Origin of the sequence: Rhizobium cerradonense, from assembly GCF_030182455.1 — a bacterium.
Taxonomy (GTDB): domain Bacteria; phylum Pseudomonadota; class Alphaproteobacteria; order Rhizobiales; family Rhizobiaceae; genus Rhizobium.
This window is the reverse complement of record NZ_JAQJCK010000002.1, coordinates 464,586-479,451: the sequence shown is the minus strand read 5'-3', so window position 1 is coordinate 479,451 and position 14,866 is coordinate 464,586. Positions and strand designations below refer to the sequence as shown.

The following is a 14,866-nucleotide window of genomic DNA, read 5'->3' as shown; positions in this document are numbered from 1 at the left end:
GCGGATCACACTATGAGACTGACGATCAGCCATACCACCGAATACCGCTACGACGAACCGGCGCAATTTTCCTTGCAGCGCCTGAGGCTCACGCCGCTCACCGGTCCCGGCCAGACCGTCCTCGATTGGAAGTTGACGGTCGAGGGCGCACATCCGGAAGTGGAATATGAGGACCAGTTCGCCAATCGCGTCACGCTCGTCTCGCTCGACGGCGCACAGGACACAACCCGGATCGTCGCCACCGGCGAGGTCGAAACCCGGGACCTGAATGGCGTGATCGGCCAGCATAGCGGCTTCAGCCCGCTCTGGCTCTTCCTGCGGGAAACGCCGCGCACCAAGCCCGGCAAGCTGACGAAGGAATTGTTGCGCAACCTTTCCGGCGACAACGAACTCGGCAAGATGCATGCACTGATGGGCGCAATCCACCAGACGGTGGAATACAAGCCCGGCACTAGCGACACCGAGACAACGGCCGAGCAAGCGCTTGAGGCAAAGAGCGGCGTCTGCCAGGATCACGCGCATATCTTTATCGCCGGCGCCCGCGCGCTACGCATCCCCGCGCGCTACGTCTCCGGCTACCTGATGATGGAAGGCAAGAACGAGCAGGCGGCCACACATGCCTGGGCGGAGGTGCATATTCCAGGCCTCGGCTGGGTCGGCTTCGATCCTGCCAACGACGTCTGCCCGGACGCCCGCTACGTCCGGATCGCGACTGGCCTCTGCTATCGCGACGCTGCTCCCGTCTCCGGCATGCGGGTCGGCACACCGGGCGAAACCCTTACGGTCAAGGTGACGGTGGCGAGCCAGGGGCAAAGCCAGAGCCAAAGCTAGTCGATGCGAATTTAGAGCGATTCCGCAAAAAGCTGACTCGCTCTAACTTGCGGAGAAAACCTCGACATGGCCTTTGTCGCCATAGCTGAGAATTGCGCGATCTGCCGTCAAAAGCGGGACGCGATGGAAACGTGCAGTAGCGACAATAATGCGATCTGCCGGATCGGAGTGAAACTCCCCCGGTAGGCGGGTACTGTCGACCGCAATGGCCGGCTCGATAGGAGCAAGTTGAAGCCCAGGCAAGGCGAGCATAGTGTCAAGCCAGCGCCCGACATCTTCGCCAAGTGCGATGTGCCCCTTTTCGACCAGAATCGCAATTTCCCAGGGCGTGATTGCCGAGACTAAAATCCGGCTCCGGCGCGTCATTTCGTCGAGAAGATGACGAGCCTTTGCGCCGAGTCGGTGATCATCCTGCATCGCCCAAATCAGAACATGCGTATCGATGACAATCAACGCATCGCATCCCATTCTTCGGCATCGACGACCGGCGAAAAGGGATCATCGTAACGAAGCACGCTGCCTTTCATCGCGCCGATGATGCTTTTACGATCGGATTTCTCTGGCACTGGTGAAAGCAAAGCCACTGGTTTACCCCGTTTGGTGATCACAATGGCTTCGCCATCGTCGCTCATTTGATCGATGAGGTGCAGGCATTTTGCCTTGAACTCTGCGGCTCCGACGGATTTTATGGACATGACCATTCTTCCTGTACAGATGTACATATAATATGGTCATATCTAGCGATAGGTCAATGCCAGGCCAATATCGAATTAGTGAGGATGATCCGCAGGCAAAAACTCCAGCCCGTTGCGCCGTCCGATCTCAATCACGCGCTGAATATCCAGCGGTTCTCCGTTCGGCGGCGGCAGGTCGCGTGTGCCCACCGGCATCGGCTCGCCTGCTTCGGTGAAAAAACCATCGTGAACCCGGCCGGGTGAATTGATGATCAGAAGCCGTCCCGGCGCCGGACCGATATTGCGGAACGCGTGAATGGCGCCCGTCGGTATCTTGACGAAACTACCAACCTGCGCCTGGACGGTCTCGCCGTCGACCATGAATTCGAACAGGCCCTCGAGAATATAAAACGCCTCGTCGTCATCGGGATGCCTGTTTGGCGGCGCACCCGCCCCTGGTGCCGTCAGCGTCTCGACAAGGCAATAGGCTCCCCCAGTATCGGGGCTGTGAGCATGAAAGCGAAGAAGATTGCCAAAGAGATAATAGGTATCGGTCTGCAGGGTTGTCATAATGATCCCCCAAAGAAGCAATCAAGAGGGCACTATATCATGGACTGCTGATCAAAGCAGTGCGGTCGGGGACATGCAGCGCGCACTTACCCTACGACAGCAACGCACGAAAGGGGCGGAACTTCCATCCCGCCCCTTTCCAATTTCAAGCATCACTCTTAGTGGCTGTCGCGGTTGTTCGGGATTTCCGAGCCGCGCGGACCGACGAGGAAGTCGAGGTCGGCGCCCGTATCGGCCTGCATGACCGACTTCACATAGAGACCGCCGTAGCCGCCGGCGAGCGGCTTGACCGGGGATACCCAGGCGGCGCGGCGCTTCGCCAGTTCCTCGTCCGACACCTCAAGCTGGATGGTGCGGGCCGGAACATCGACGGCGATGATGTCGCCGTTCTGAACAAGCGCCAGCGGGCCACCATCGGCAGCTTCCGGAGCAGTGTGCAGGATGACGGTGCCGTAGGCCGTGCCGGACATGCGCGCATCGGAGATGCGGATCATGTCGGTGATGCCCTTCTTCAGCACCTTCGGCGGCAAGCCCATGTTGCCGACTTCGGCCATGCCCGGATAACCCTTCGGGCCGCAGTACTTCAGCACCATGACGCAGTTCTCGTCGATGTCGAGATCGTCGCGATTGATGCGGGCGTGATAGTCTTCGATGCTTTCGAAGACGACGGCGCGGCCCTTGTGCTGCATCAGGTGCGGCGAAGCGGCCGAAGGCTTCAGAACAGCGCCCTTCGGCGCGAGGTTGCCGCGCAGAACGGCGATGCCGCCCGACTGCGTCAGCGCCTTCTCCCGCGGAACAATGACGTCGTCATTGTAGTTGACCACATCCTTGACGCCAGCCCAGATCGTGTCGCCGGTGACCGTGATGGCGTCCTTATGCAGCAGGCCCATCTCGCCAACCGCCTTGATGACGACGGGCAGGCCGCCGGCATAGTAGAACTCTTCCATCAGGTGCTTGCCCGACGGCTGCAGGTTGACGATCGTCGGCACTTCGCGGCCGAGGCGATCCCAATCGTCCAGCGACAGATCGACGCCGACGCGGCCGGCAAGCGCCAGCAGATGCAGAACGGCATTGGTCGAACCGCCGACGGCGCCATTGACGCGGATCGCGTTTTCGAAGGCTTCCTTGGTCAGAATGTCGGAAGGCTTCAGATCTTCCTTGACCATGTCGACGATGCGGCGACCGGAAAGCTGCGAGATGACGCGGCGACGCGCATCGACAGCCGGGATGGCAGCGTTGCCGGGCAGCGTCATTCCGAGCGCTTCGGCCATCGACGCCATGGTCGAGGCCGTACCCATGGTCATACAGCTACCAGCCGAGCGGGCCATGCCCTGCTCGGCATCCATGAATTCGTCCAGCGACATCTCGCCGGACTTCACCATTTCCGAGAACTGCCAGATCGCCGTGCCGGAACCGACATCCTTGCCACGCCACTTGCCGTTCAGCATCGGACCGCCGGAAACGAGAATAACCGGAATATCGACCGATGCAGCCCCCATCAGCAGGCTCGGCGTAGTCTTGTCGCAGCCGCCGAGCAGCACGACGCCATCGACCGGATTGCCGCGGATCGCTTCTTCCACGTCCATGGCCGCTAGGTTGCGGAACATCATCGCCGTCGGGCGCAGCGTGCTTTCGCCGACGGAAAAGACCGGGAATTCGACGGGGAAACCACCCGCCTCGTAAACACCGCGCTTCACTCGCTCTGCAAGATCGCGCAGATGCGCGTTGCAGGGCGTCAGCTCCGACCAGGTATTACAGATGCCGATGATCGGACGGCCGTCGAACGTATCGGCAGGCAGGCCCTGGTTCTTCATCCAGGAGCGATGCATGATCGCGTTCTTGCCGGTGCCGCCGAACCAATCATAGGAGCGCAGCTTGCGCGGCCATTCAGCTTTCTTTTTCATTGTCTCAGTACCCTTTGCGTCGCCCAGGCCGCCTCGTTCGCGCCCGGGCTTTGGATTCGATCGTCAGGCGAGCGTGTAAGCGGTTTTGACGGTTGTGAAGAATTCGGCGGCATATTTGCCCTGTTCGCGCGGACCGAAGGACGAGCCCTTGCGGCCGCCGAACGGCACGTGGAAATCGACGCCAGCGGTCGGCAGGTTCACCATCACCATGCCGGCTTCCGCATTGCGCTTGAAATGCGTCGCATACTTCAGGCTGGTCGTGGCAATGCCGGAGGACAGGCCGAACGGCGTATCGTTGGCCGTTGCCAGCGCCTCGTCGTAGTCCTTCACCCGGATGACCGAGGCGACCGGCCCGAAGATCTCTTCGCGGCTGATGCGCATCTGGTTCGTCGCTTCGGTAAACAGCGTCGGCTGCAGGTAGAAGCCGGGTGTGTCGCGGCTGACGAGTTCGCCGCCAAAGGCGAGCTTGGCGCCTTCCTGCTTGCCGATCTCGATATAATCCGTGTCGGTCTTCAACTGCTTGGCATCGACCACAGGACCGATATGCGTGCCGGCCTTGATGGCATTGTCGACATTCAGCGTCTTCAGCTTCTCCGTCAGCGCCGCCACGAACCGGTCGTGAATGCCTTCGGTGACGATCAGGCGCGAAGAAGCCGTGCAGCGCTGGCCGGTCGAGAAGAAGGCGGAATTTGCCGCCGCTTCGACGGCAACCGTCAGATCGGCATCGTCAAGCACGATCATCGGGTTCTTGCCGCCCATTTCGAGCTGATACTTGCGGCCATGCTCGACGGAGGAAAGCGCCACGCGCTTGCCCGTGCCGACCGAACCGGTGAAGGTGATGCCGGAAAGAACCGGGCTGTCGAGCATCGCCTGACCGACGACCGAGCCCTTGCCCATAACGAGGTTCAAGACACCCTTCGGCAGGCCGGCGCGGTGGAGAATATCGACGATCGCCCAGGAACAGCCAGGCACGAGATCAGCCGGCTTGAAGACGACGGTATTGCCGTAGCAGAGCGCGGGGGCAATCTTCCAGGCTGGAATGGCGATCGGGAAGTTCCAAGGCGTGATGATGCCGATAACGCCGAGCGGCTCGCGGGTGATTTCGACACCGATGTTCGGGCGCACCGAAGGAACCACTTCCCCTGCAAGGCGCAGGGCCTCGCCGGCGAAGAATTCGAAGATCTGCGCGGCACGGATCGTTTCGCCGATCGCCTCTGGAAGCGTCTTGCCTTCCTCGCGGGCGAGCAGCGCGCCGAGCTCATCCTTGCGCGCCAGTATCTCGTCGCCGACCTTCTTCAGGATGGTATGGCGCTCGAGAATGCCCGAACGCGACCAGGCCGGAAAAGCGGCTTTGGCCGCAGCAATGGCGTCGGCAACGTCCTGCACGCTGGCGCTGGCATAGAGGCCGACGACTTCGTTGGTATCAGACGGATTGATATTCTCGGCGCCGGTCGTACCGGTCCATTCGCCGGCGATCAGATTCTGATGAATGGTCATGGCTTCATGCCTCTCTGGATCTTCTCGGAAACGGCCGGCCACACTGAGGCAGCCGGCTTCGACGTGTTAGAGCTGGCGGATCGCCACCTTGTCCTCGGCGGCAATGGCAAGTCGATTGCGCAGCGGCAGGCCGAATTCGGCCACTTCGATTTCGAAGACATCGCCCACTTCCGTTTTGATGCCTTCCGCGAACGAGAGCGTTGCCGTGCCGAACATGTGGACATGAACGTCGCCGGGAATGCGGAACAGGCCATACTTGAAATGATGGTATTCGAGATTGGCGAAAGTATGCGACATGTTCGCCTCGCCCGAGAGGAAGGGCTTTTCGAAGATCACTTTGTCGCCGCGCTTGATGCGCGAGGTGCCCCTGATGTCTTCTGGTGCGGCGCCGATGCGGATTTCCGGACCGAAGCTTGCCGGGCGCAGCTTGGAATGGGCGAGATAGAGATAGTTGATCCGCTCGGTGACGTGATCGGAAAATTCGTTCGAGAGCGCAAAGCCGATGCGGAACGGCGTACCGTCCTTGGCGATGACATAAATGCCTGCCATTTCCGGCTCCTCGCCGCCGTCGAGCGCGAAAGACGGAGAGATGAGTGCCGAGCCCGGTGCCGCCGCGCCATAGCCGTTGCCCTTATAAAACCATTCCGGCTGCACGCCCTTTTCGCCGTCCTTCGGCTTGCCGCCTTCGATGCCCATCTTGAACATCTTCATGGAGTCGGTCAGCGTCTCCTCAGCAGCTTCCGCGGTCTTCTTGTGCATGGAATCGCGGGTCGCAGCGGAGCCGAGATGCGTCAGGCCGGTACCGGTCAGATGCAAGTGGGCGGCATCGGGATGGGTGATCGGCGGCAGGAAACGGCCTTCGGCATATGCTTTTTCCAGATCGATCGCTTCGCCAAGCCCATGCGCCTCGATGACGGAGACGAGAGATTTGTCGTTATCAGCGGCTTCCATGGCGAGCGCATAGACGCTTTCGGCATTCACAACAGCCTTGGCGGGAGTGCCCGGCCCATTGCGCACGGCGACGACGATCCCGCCGTTCGAACCCTTGATCTGGGAAATGAGCATGTTTTTCATCCTTTCCTAATAGACAGAGGCCGGATGCAGTCTACCGCTCCGGCTCTCAGCGAGAGCCGGACTCTGTCGTGGATTTGATTTTAGATCGTTGGCTGGTCGCGTGAGCCGCGATCAGCCCCGGTTCTTATTGTAGACGTCGAGGAAGACGGCAGCGAGGAGCACCGCACCCTTGACCATCTGCTGGTAGTCCGTACCCAGACCGTGCAGCGACATGCCGTTGTTCATGACGCCCATGATGAAGGCGCCGATGACGGCACCAGTGATCTTGCCAACGCCGCCGGAGGCGGAGGCGCCGCCGATGAAGCAGGCCGCGATGACGTCGAGTTCGAGACCCGTGCCGCCCTTGGCGGTTGCTGAGTTCAGACGCGTGGCAACGATAATACCGGCCAGACCGGCAAGCACGCCGATGTTGACGAAGGTGTAGAAGCTCAGGCGCTGGGTGTTGATACCCGACAGCTTGGTCGCTTTTTCATTGCCGCCCATGGCGTAGATGCGGCGGCCGATGGTCGTGCGGCGCGTGACGAAGGCGTAGCCCGCAATCAGCACCAGCATGAGGATCAAGACGTTCGGCAGGCCCTTATAAGACGAAAGGAGGTAGCCGAGGACCAGGATCGCGACGCTGACGAGCAGGTTCTGCACGATGAAGAAGCTGAAAGGCTCGACATCGATGCCGTGGCTTTCATTGACCTGACGGCGACGCCAGGCGAGAACGAAGAGAACGACCGGGATAATGACCGACAGCAGCAGCGAGGTGGAGTGAACCGTCCCCATGTCGATGAAGTCGGGAATGAAGCCGGTGCTGATCAACTGATAGTCCGGCGGGAACGGACCGATGCTGGTACCGCTGCCTGCAGCCGTCATGACCGAAAGGGTCAAGCCGCGGAAGATCAGCATGCCCGCAAGCGTCACGATGAAAGACGGGATGCGGTGATAGGCGATGAAATAGCCCTGGGCAGCACCAACCGCGCCGCCGAGCGCAAGGCAGATCACCGTCGCCAGCACATAATTCATGTGCCACTCGGCAATGAGAATGGCCGCAACGGCGCCGATGAAGCCGACTATCGAGCCGACCGACAGGTCGATATGGCCTGCGACGATCACCAGCAGCATGCCGAGCGCCACGATGACGATAAACGAATTCTGCAGGATAAGGTTGGTCAGGTTCAGGGGTCTGAAGAGAACGCCGCCGGTCGAAATCTGGAAAAACAGCATGATCGCGATCAGTGCGATCAACATGCCGTATTCCCGGATGTTGTTGCGGATGTATTCGCCAATGGAAACCACGTGGCTGGTATCTTCTGTGGCTGGGCTGGCCGTAGTCATTAGTGCTTCTCCCCTGAGCGCATGATAGCGCGCATGATAGTTTCCTGGCTCGCCTCTCCCTTCGGCAGTTCGGCGACGATCCGTCCTTCGTTCATGACGTAGATGCGGTCGCAAGTGCCGAGAAGTTCAGGCATTTCCGATGAGATCATCAGAACGCCCTTCCCGTCGGCGGCAAGCTGGTTGATGATGGAATAGATTTCGTATTTGGCGCCGACGTCGATGCCTCGCGTCGGCTCGTCGAGGATGAGCACCTCGGGATCGGAGAACAGCCACTTCGACAGCACCACCTTCTGCTGGTTGCCGCCGGAAAGATTGACCGCTTCCTGGAACACACCGGAGCTGCGGATACGCAGCTTGGAACGGTAGTTTGTCGCGACCTGCAGTTCGCGGATGTCGTCGATTACGGTCGCCTTGGAGATGCCGAAGAGGTTGGCGAGCGTCGTGTTGTGCAGGATGCTTTCGTTGAGGACGAGGCCGAGCTGCTTGCGGTCCTCGGTGACATAGGCAAGACCCGCGTCGATCGCCCTGCGCACCGTGCTGACATCCACCGGCTTGCCTTCGACCAACACCTCGCCGCTGACCTTATGGCCATAGGACTTGCCGAAGACGCTCATGGCGAATTCGGTGCGGCCGGCGCCCATCAGGCCGGCAATGCCGACCACTTCGCCCTTGCGCACATTGATGTTGATATTGTGCAGAACCTGGCGGTCGCGATGCTGCTGGTGGAAGGCATTCCAGTTCTTGACTTCGAAGATGGTCTCGCCGATCGGCACCGAGCGCGGCGGATAGCGGTCGGCGAGCTCGCGTCCGACCATGTTGCGAATGATGATGTCTTCGCTGATCTCTTCCTCGTGACAGTTCAGTGCCTTTACCGTCATGCCGTCGCGCAATACCGTGATCTGATCGGCCACCTTGCGCACTTCGTTGAGCTTGTGCGTGATGATGATCGAGGTGATTCCCTGGTTGCGGAATTCCATGAGGAGATTGAGGAGCGCATCCGAATCGTTTTCGTTGAGCGATGCGGTCGGCTCGTCGAGAATAAGAAGCTTCACGCTCTTCGACAGGGCCTTGGCGATCTCGACGAGCTGCTGCTTGCCGACACCGATGTCGGTCACGAGCGTGTTCGGAGATTCCTTCAGGCCAACCTTGGCGAGGAGCTGCTTGGTGCGGTTGAACGTTTCCTGCCAGTTGATCACGCCCTTGGCGCCGACTTCGTTGCCCAGGAAGATGTTTTCCGCAATCGACAGAAGCGGCACAAGCGCCAGCTCCTGATGGATGATGATGATGCCGACTTCTTCGGAGTCCTTGATGGTCTTGAACTGGCGGACCGCGCCATCATAGAAGATGTCGCCGTCATAGCTGCCGGCCGGATAAACACCCGAGAGTACCTTCATCAGGGTGGACTTGCCGGCCCCGTTTTCGCCCACCAAAGCGTGGATTTCGCCCTGCCGGACTTTCAGATTGACATTTTCCAAAGCGTTCACACCGGGGAACGACTTGGTGATGCTCCGCATTTCGAGGATGGTATTGTCCATTGTCCGTATCCAACGCCACGCCCGAACATAGCAGACCGGGCGATCGTCATAAATATCAGAGCCAGGGCCCACCTTTCGGCGAGCCCTGGCCGGTATGTCGGAAGATTACTTCAGCTGATCAGCCTTGTAATAGCCGCTCTCGACGAGAACCTTCTCGTAGTTGGTCTTGTCAACAGCAACCGGGGTCAGCAGGTAGGACGGAACGACCTTGACACCGTTGTCGTAGGTCTTCGTGTCGTTGACTTCCGGCGTCTTGCCTTCCATCAGAGCGTTGACCATGTTGACGGTGACCTTTGCGAGGTCACGGGTGTCCTTGAAGATCGTGGAGTGCTGCTGGCCAGCGATGATGGACTTAACCGACGGAATTTCGGAGTCCTGACCGGTAACGATCGGCAGCGGCAGGTCGGCAGTGCCATAGCCTACGCCCTTGAGCGAGGAGATGATGCCGATGGACAGACCGTCGTACGGAGACAGAACGGCGTTGACGTGAGCGTCGGTGTAGTTGGCCGACAGCAGGTTGTCCATGCGAGCCTGAGCCGTTGCCGGATCCCAACGCAGCGTGCCAACCTTGTCCATGCCCATCTGACCGGACTTAACGACCAGCTTGCCGCTGTCGATGTACGGCTTCAGGACGGACATTGCGCCGTCATAGAAGAAGAAGGCGTTGTTGTCGTCCGGCGAACCGCCGAAGAGCTCGATGTTGAACGGGCCCTTGCCGTCCTTGAGGCCGAGGCCGTCGACGATCGAGTTAGCCTGGAGAACACCGACCTTGAAGTTGTCGAAGGTGGCGTAGTAGTCGACGTTGCCGCTGTCGCGGATCAGGCGGTCATAGGCGATGACCTTGATGCCGGCGTCATGAGCCTTCTGCAGAACGTCGGACAGGGTCGTGCCGTCGATTGCGGCGATGACCAGAACCTTGACGCCCTTGGTGACCATGTTCTCGATCTGCGAGAGCTGGTTCGGAATGTCGTCGTCGCCGTACTGCAGGTCGGTGCCGTAGCCGGCAGCCTGGAGCTGCTTGACGATGTTGTTGCCATCATCGATCCAGCGAGCCGAAGCCTTGGTCGGCATGGAAATACCGACGGTGCCCTTGTCCGCCGCGAAGGCAGGCGCCACCAGAGTAGCGACGCTGAACGCAGCGGCCGCCATCAATGAGATAATGGATTTCATTACTCTCTCCCTTGTTAATAATGCGGCGGACGAAAAAACGCCCGCCCGAAACTGCGGCAGGTTCCGTAGAAGGAATGGTTACTTCCAATTGTGAGAAACGAAGTAGGTCTCCTCCACGCTCTCACGTGCATGAGCTGCACCCAGCGCACGACCGGCAAACTCGTACGATTTCGTATAACTGTCAAATAGAATAACTGGCACAACATATACCTAATTTGGTATAATGTTAAAAAATAGTACTTTTTTGCCGACGAATGGGAAATTTGGCCATGATGGAGAAAATATATAGCGATTATCCGAGCGAAAGCATCGAGATTCATTCCGACAGTTTTCGCGACGATACGCTGCTCAAAGCGGGTTTGAAGCTCAATCACCTGCGCATGATCGTCACAATCGAGGACCATGGGCAGATTTCGGCCGCCGCTGAGTCGATGAACATCTCGCAACCTGCGGCTTCGCGCATGCTGTCAGAAATGGAGTCGATCGTCAAAAGTCCGCTCTACGAACGTGTTGCACGCGGCGTCGTGCTGACCCCCTTCGGCTTGGCGCTGGCGAAGCGGGCACGCAAGATCCTGCTCGAACTGCGCGAGGTGAACCGCGAGATCGGCGAGCTTAGAACCGGCAAAGGCGGCTCGGTCTTTCTCGGCGCCGTCACCGCACCTGCGATCAGCCTCGTCGTGCCGGCGATCCAGCGTGTGACGCGCGCCTATCCCGGCATCGAGATCAATATCGAAGTGGAGACCAGCAACGTGCTGGCGCGTGAACTGCTCGCCGCCCGGCATGACTTCATCATCAGCCGCATTCCCGACGAGCTCGATCCGCGCCTGTTTGCCGCCCATGAAATCGGCGTGGAGAAAGCCTGTCTCGTGGTCCGCAACGGCCATCCGCTGCTGGAGAAGGGCGTTGCCAGCCTCGAGGACCTGCCGGCCTATGACTGGGTCTTCCAGCCGCCGGGTACATTGTTGCGGCGCAAGGTGGAAGACATCTTCATCCGGGCTGGCGTGCCCTTGCCGGAAAACATCATCAACACCTCTTCGCTGCTGCTGACGCTTGCCATCGTCTGCAAGACGGACGCGATAACACCCGTCGCGCTCGATATGGCGCAGTTCATGTGCGGGCAGTCATCGCAAGCCGGCGAATCCTGCATCCTGCCGATCGATTTCGAGATCGACGTGAAACCCTACAGCCTGATTACCGCCCGAGAGCGCGCCATGCCGCCGAGCGCCCGGCTGCTGCACGACATGATCCTGGAGGAAAGCAGGACCCTCGATCCGGCCTGAAAACCGCGTAACGGTTTCCGTCCGGTGGCCCTCCGGCTCGCGATCAGCTCACTGTCATAAGCTCCACACCAACTTGCGCGGCTATCCCGGACATCGTTGGAGGCAGACATGTTGTTCGGGCAATCGCTGTTTCAATCCGTCCTCGATCGTCTCGATGCGGAAGAAGAAAACACTGAGAAGGATGAGGCGGCGCATCGCATCCGCGGCCTCAACGTGAGCTTTGCCGCAACCGTTTTCGGTGGCGAGCCAGCGGCGTCCTCCCGTCCGGACGATGCCTATGTCGATAATCTCGGCAACGACATCCCTTCGCAGGAGCCAATGCCACCGGAGCCCGAAGCGAAGGAGCCAGAGCCGCCGGCAATGCCGGACTATCTCGCACGAACTTCGCGGGAGGAGGTAGCGGCCGAACTGGCGATCTCTTCGCAGACCACCCTTCAGTCTCTCCACGAAAAACGCCGCGCTTTCGCCAAGTCCAATCATCCGGACAGCGTCGCTCCAGCCTTTCGAGAGCAGGCAACGACACGCATGATGATTGCCAATCAATTGATCGACGAGGCCATCCGGCGTCTCGCGCGCTAGCTACTTCTTCTCGTCCGTCGGCTCGTCATCATCCGCCTCATCACTCGCAGCAGCGCTTTCAGCCTCGGCCTTGGGCGGCTGCGGATTGAAGCTGAAAAGCAGCATCCAGGCGGCGTAGACACCAAGGCCGCCCGCGAGGACGGCCCAAAAGGGCTGCGGCCCCAAAGCCTCGACGATCGCCCAGCCGAAGCAGACGGCAACGATCAGAACCCGCACCCAAAGCGGCTTATAGGCGGGATGGTTGGGATCGATCAGTTTCATGAGTCACGTTCGCCTGTTGGAGAGATCCTGTCTTTAGCGCATGATCCCGAAAAGTGCGAAGTGGTTTTGCGAGAGATCCTGTTGATCAAATTGGCACGAGGCGGCGATTTGAGGAAAAGCCATTTTCGCGACATGAATTTCGGAATTGTGAAATGACGGCGGCTTGACGCCGCCATTGGAAAATGGAATGAAAATTCCATACGGATCATTATTCGGTTTATTTGTTCCGAATTAGGGAGGTGAAGATGACTGTCAGATTTGGTCTGCTCGGCGCCGGGCGCATCGGTAAAGTGCACGCAAAGGCCGTGAGTGGCGATGCAAACGCCAAGCTCGTTGCAGTGGCGGATGCGTTTCCAGCCGCTGCCGAAGCAATTTCCTCCGCCTATGGCTGCGAAGTCCGCACCATCGAAGCGATCGAAGCCGCCAAGGACATAGACGCCGTCGTGATCTGCACGCCGACCGACACGCACGCCGATCTTATCGAGCGCTTCGCCCGTGCCGGCAAGGCAATTTTCTGCGAAAAGCCTATCGATCTCGATGTTGCCCGCGTAAAGGCCTGTATCAAGGTGGTTGAAGAGGCGAAGGGCAAGCTGATGGTCGGCTTCAATCGTCGCTTCGACCCGCATTTCATGGCGGTCAAGAAGGCCATCGATGACGGCCGCATCGGCGCGGTCGAGATGGTGACGATCACCTCGCGCGATCCCGGCGCCCCGCCGGTCGACTATATCAAGCGCTCCGGCGGCATTTTCCGCGACATGACCATCCATGATTTCGACATGGCCCGCTTCCTGCTCGGCGAAGAGCCGGTCGCCGTCACCGCAACCGCTGCAGTCCTCGTCGACAAGGCGATCGGCGAAGCCGGCGATTACGACAGCGTCTCCGTCATCCTGCAGACGGCTTCGGGCAAGCAGGCGATCATCTCCAATTCCCGCCGCGCCACCTATGGCTACGATCAGCGCATCGAGATCCATGGCTCGAAGGGCATGGTCGCGGCCGAAAACCAGCGCCCCTTCTCCATCGAAGTCGCCAACGGCGACGGCTATACCCGCCCGCCCCTGCACGACTTCTTCATGACCCGCTATACCGAAGCCTATGCCAACGAGATCGCGAGCTTCATCGCCGCCGTAGAAAAGGGCGCCGCGATCACGCCATCCGGCGCTGACGGCCTTGCGGCGCTGAAGCTTGCTGACGCCGCGGTTCAATCCGTGAAGGACGGGAAGTTGGTTAAGGTCGACTGAGCAGCCGCCCGATTCCCCAAGGGCTAAGGCTCTTCCAATAAGTCCGCCGCGAAGCACTTCGCGGCGGATTTTTCTTTGGCCCGCCCCGCCGCAGCGCATGATCATGATTTGTCGCAAGCGCTCGACAGTCTGTCGCCGGCAATCGGCAACGGAAACTCATCAGCCATGAGCCGCCACCGAAAGCCCTTGCGAATCACATAAGTCCATGCTTATCTGTTGCCATGATCATAAGTCCATGCTTATCTGTTGCCATGATAGAGAACGAGATATTCCGGGCTTTGGCCGATCCGACCCGTCGCGCCATTTTTGAAAAGCTTGCTGTCGGCAGCATGAACGCCAGCGGTCTGCGCGAAGGCATGGAAATCAGCCAGCCGGCGATGTCCCAGCACCTTGCGGTCCTGCGGAGCGCCGGGTTGGTCAGAGAAGAGCGCCAGGGGCGTTTCGTGAACTACGAAGTCGATCCGGAAGGGCTGGCCCTCATCGCCCAATGGCTGGCGAAATACCGCGCCTACTGGCCTGCCCGGATCGAAGCTCTCAAGGTCTTGCTGAAGGATATGGACCAATGAACGACCTGAAGCCCCTCGTGCGGGAAAACGGCATCGAACTCGAATACGACCTCAACGAGCCACCGCAAAAGGTCTGGCGCGCGGTCAGCACCCCTGAACTTCGTGAAAACTGGCTGCCGAGGGAAGCTTTGGCCAATCCCGACGCGATTTCCGTCACACCGGGCGAAGAAGTCCGCTACAGGCTGCGCGATGACGCGCCACCATTCCTCGAAAGCACCGTGACGTTCAGGATAACCCCGAACGCAAGCGGCGGTACGAGTCTGCGGATCATCCACGAACTTGATGATGTGAGGCTTCGAAGGACTGCAAAAGCTGCGGCAAACAACAACGGCTTCTCCGTTATGCGCGCCGCCTGACACGCCAA

16 protein-coding genes are annotated in these 14,866 nt (G+C 59.7%); 6 read left to right on the top strand and 10 right to left on the bottom strand.

The genetic code is table 11. The annotated features are described in order from the left end of the window. Positions 1–12: 12 nt before the first annotated feature. Entirely contained in the window at positions 13–831 is an 819-nt protein-coding gene (locus tag PH547_RS06490; RefSeq protein WP_285167811.1) for a transglutaminase family protein, read from the top strand. A gap of 42 nt (positions 832–873) precedes the next feature. Here the strand turns inward: PH547_RS06490 and PH547_RS06485 are convergent, their stop codons facing one another. The 9 genes from PH547_RS06485 to chvE all read right to left on the bottom strand — a co-directional run bounded on the left by PH547_RS06485 (position 874) and on the right by chvE (position 10,578). Further along, the gene (locus PH547_RS06485) at positions 874–1,284 is read right to left on the bottom strand and encodes a type II toxin-antitoxin system VapC family toxin (RefSeq protein ID WP_285167810.1); all 411 of its coding nucleotides are present in this window, start codon (positions 1,282–1,284) and stop codon (positions 874–876) included. Further along, complete coding sequence (locus PH547_RS06480; protein WP_285167809.1) at positions 1,281–1,526, bottom strand: type II toxin-antitoxin system Phd/YefM family antitoxin; 246 nt, start codon at positions 1,524–1,526, stop codon at positions 1,281–1,283. The genes PH547_RS06485 and PH547_RS06480 overlap by 4 nt, the downstream gene beginning before the upstream one ends. A 75-nt stretch (positions 1,527–1,601) precedes the next feature. After that, a complete protein-coding gene (locus PH547_RS06475; RefSeq protein ID WP_285167807.1) occupies positions 1,602–2,075 on the bottom strand; it encodes a cupin domain-containing protein in 474 nt (157 codons plus the stop codon). A 158-nt stretch (positions 2,076–2,233) separates the two neighbouring features. Further along, positions 2,234–3,979 carry an L-arabinonate dehydratase gene (gene araD / locus PH547_RS06470; protein WP_104823855.1) on the bottom strand — a complete coding sequence of 582 codons (1,746 nt, stop codon included), beginning with the start codon at positions 3,977–3,979 and terminating at the stop codon, positions 2,234–2,236. A 63-nt stretch (positions 3,980–4,042) separates the two neighbouring features. Further along, entirely contained in the window at positions 4,043–5,476 is a 1,434-nt protein-coding gene (locus tag PH547_RS06465; RefSeq protein ID WP_285167806.1) for an aldehyde dehydrogenase family protein, read from the bottom strand. Positions 5,477–5,542: 66 nt separating this feature from the next. Then, positions 5,543–6,541, bottom strand: a complete 999-nt coding sequence (gene araD1 / locus PH547_RS06460) for an AraD1 family protein (RefSeq protein ID WP_104825170.1) — start codon at positions 6,539–6,541, stop codon at positions 5,543–5,545. A 120-nt stretch (positions 6,542–6,661) separates the two neighbouring features. Next, positions 6,662–7,873, bottom strand: coding sequence for a multiple monosaccharide ABC transporter permease (gene mmsB / locus PH547_RS06455; RefSeq protein ID WP_104823857.1), 1,212 nt, complete (start codon positions 7,871–7,873; stop codon positions 6,662–6,664). Beyond that, complete coding sequence (gene mmsA / locus PH547_RS06450; RefSeq protein ID WP_104823858.1) at positions 7,873–9,408, bottom strand: multiple monosaccharide ABC transporter ATP-binding protein; 1,536 nt, start codon at positions 9,406–9,408, stop codon at positions 7,873–7,875. The genes mmsB and mmsA overlap by 1 nt, the downstream gene beginning before the upstream one ends. 105 nt (positions 9,409–9,513) lie before the next feature. Then, on the bottom strand, positions 9,514–10,578 hold the full coding sequence (gene chvE / locus PH547_RS06445) for a multiple monosaccharide ABC transporter substrate-binding protein (protein ID WP_028751801.1): 1,065 nt from the start codon (positions 10,576–10,578) through the stop codon (positions 9,514–9,516). Between the two features lie 272 nt (positions 10,579–10,850). Between chvE and PH547_RS06440 the strand changes: the two genes are divergently transcribed. Further along, entirely contained in the window at positions 10,851–11,858 is a 1,008-nt protein-coding gene (locus tag PH547_RS06440) for a LysR family transcriptional regulator (protein ID WP_104825171.1), read from the top strand. A gap of 108 nt (positions 11,859–11,966) precedes the next feature. Beyond that, positions 11,967–12,437, top strand: a complete 471-nt coding sequence (locus PH547_RS06435; protein WP_104823859.1) for a hypothetical protein — start codon at positions 11,967–11,969, stop codon at positions 12,435–12,437. Here PH547_RS06435 and PH547_RS06430 read toward each other — a convergent pair whose 3' ends face one another. Continuing rightward, positions 12,438–12,698 (bottom strand): hypothetical protein, encoded by a 261-nt coding sequence (locus PH547_RS06430; protein ID WP_104823860.1) that lies wholly within the window; start codon positions 12,696–12,698, stop codon positions 12,438–12,440. A 245-nt stretch (positions 12,699–12,943) separates the two neighbouring features. On the opposite strand from PH547_RS06430, the gene iolG reads away from it, so the two are divergent. The 3 genes from iolG to PH547_RS06415 all read left to right on the top strand — a co-directional run bounded on the left by iolG (position 12,944) and on the right by PH547_RS06415 (position 14,858). Further along, a complete protein-coding gene (iolG, locus tag PH547_RS06425) occupies positions 12,944–13,936 on the top strand; it encodes an inositol 2-dehydrogenase (protein WP_104823861.1) in 993 nt (330 codons plus the stop codon). Between the two features lie 251 nt (positions 13,937–14,187). Then, positions 14,188–14,502 (top strand): ArsR/SmtB family transcription factor, encoded by a 315-nt coding sequence (locus PH547_RS06420; protein WP_104823862.1) that lies wholly within the window; start codon positions 14,188–14,190, stop codon positions 14,500–14,502. Beyond that, positions 14,499–14,858, top strand: coding sequence for an SRPBCC family protein (locus tag PH547_RS06415; protein ID WP_104823863.1), 360 nt, complete (start codon positions 14,499–14,501; stop codon positions 14,856–14,858). The genes PH547_RS06420 and PH547_RS06415 overlap by 4 nt, the downstream gene beginning before the upstream one ends. Positions 14,859–14,866: the final 8 nt, after the last annotated feature.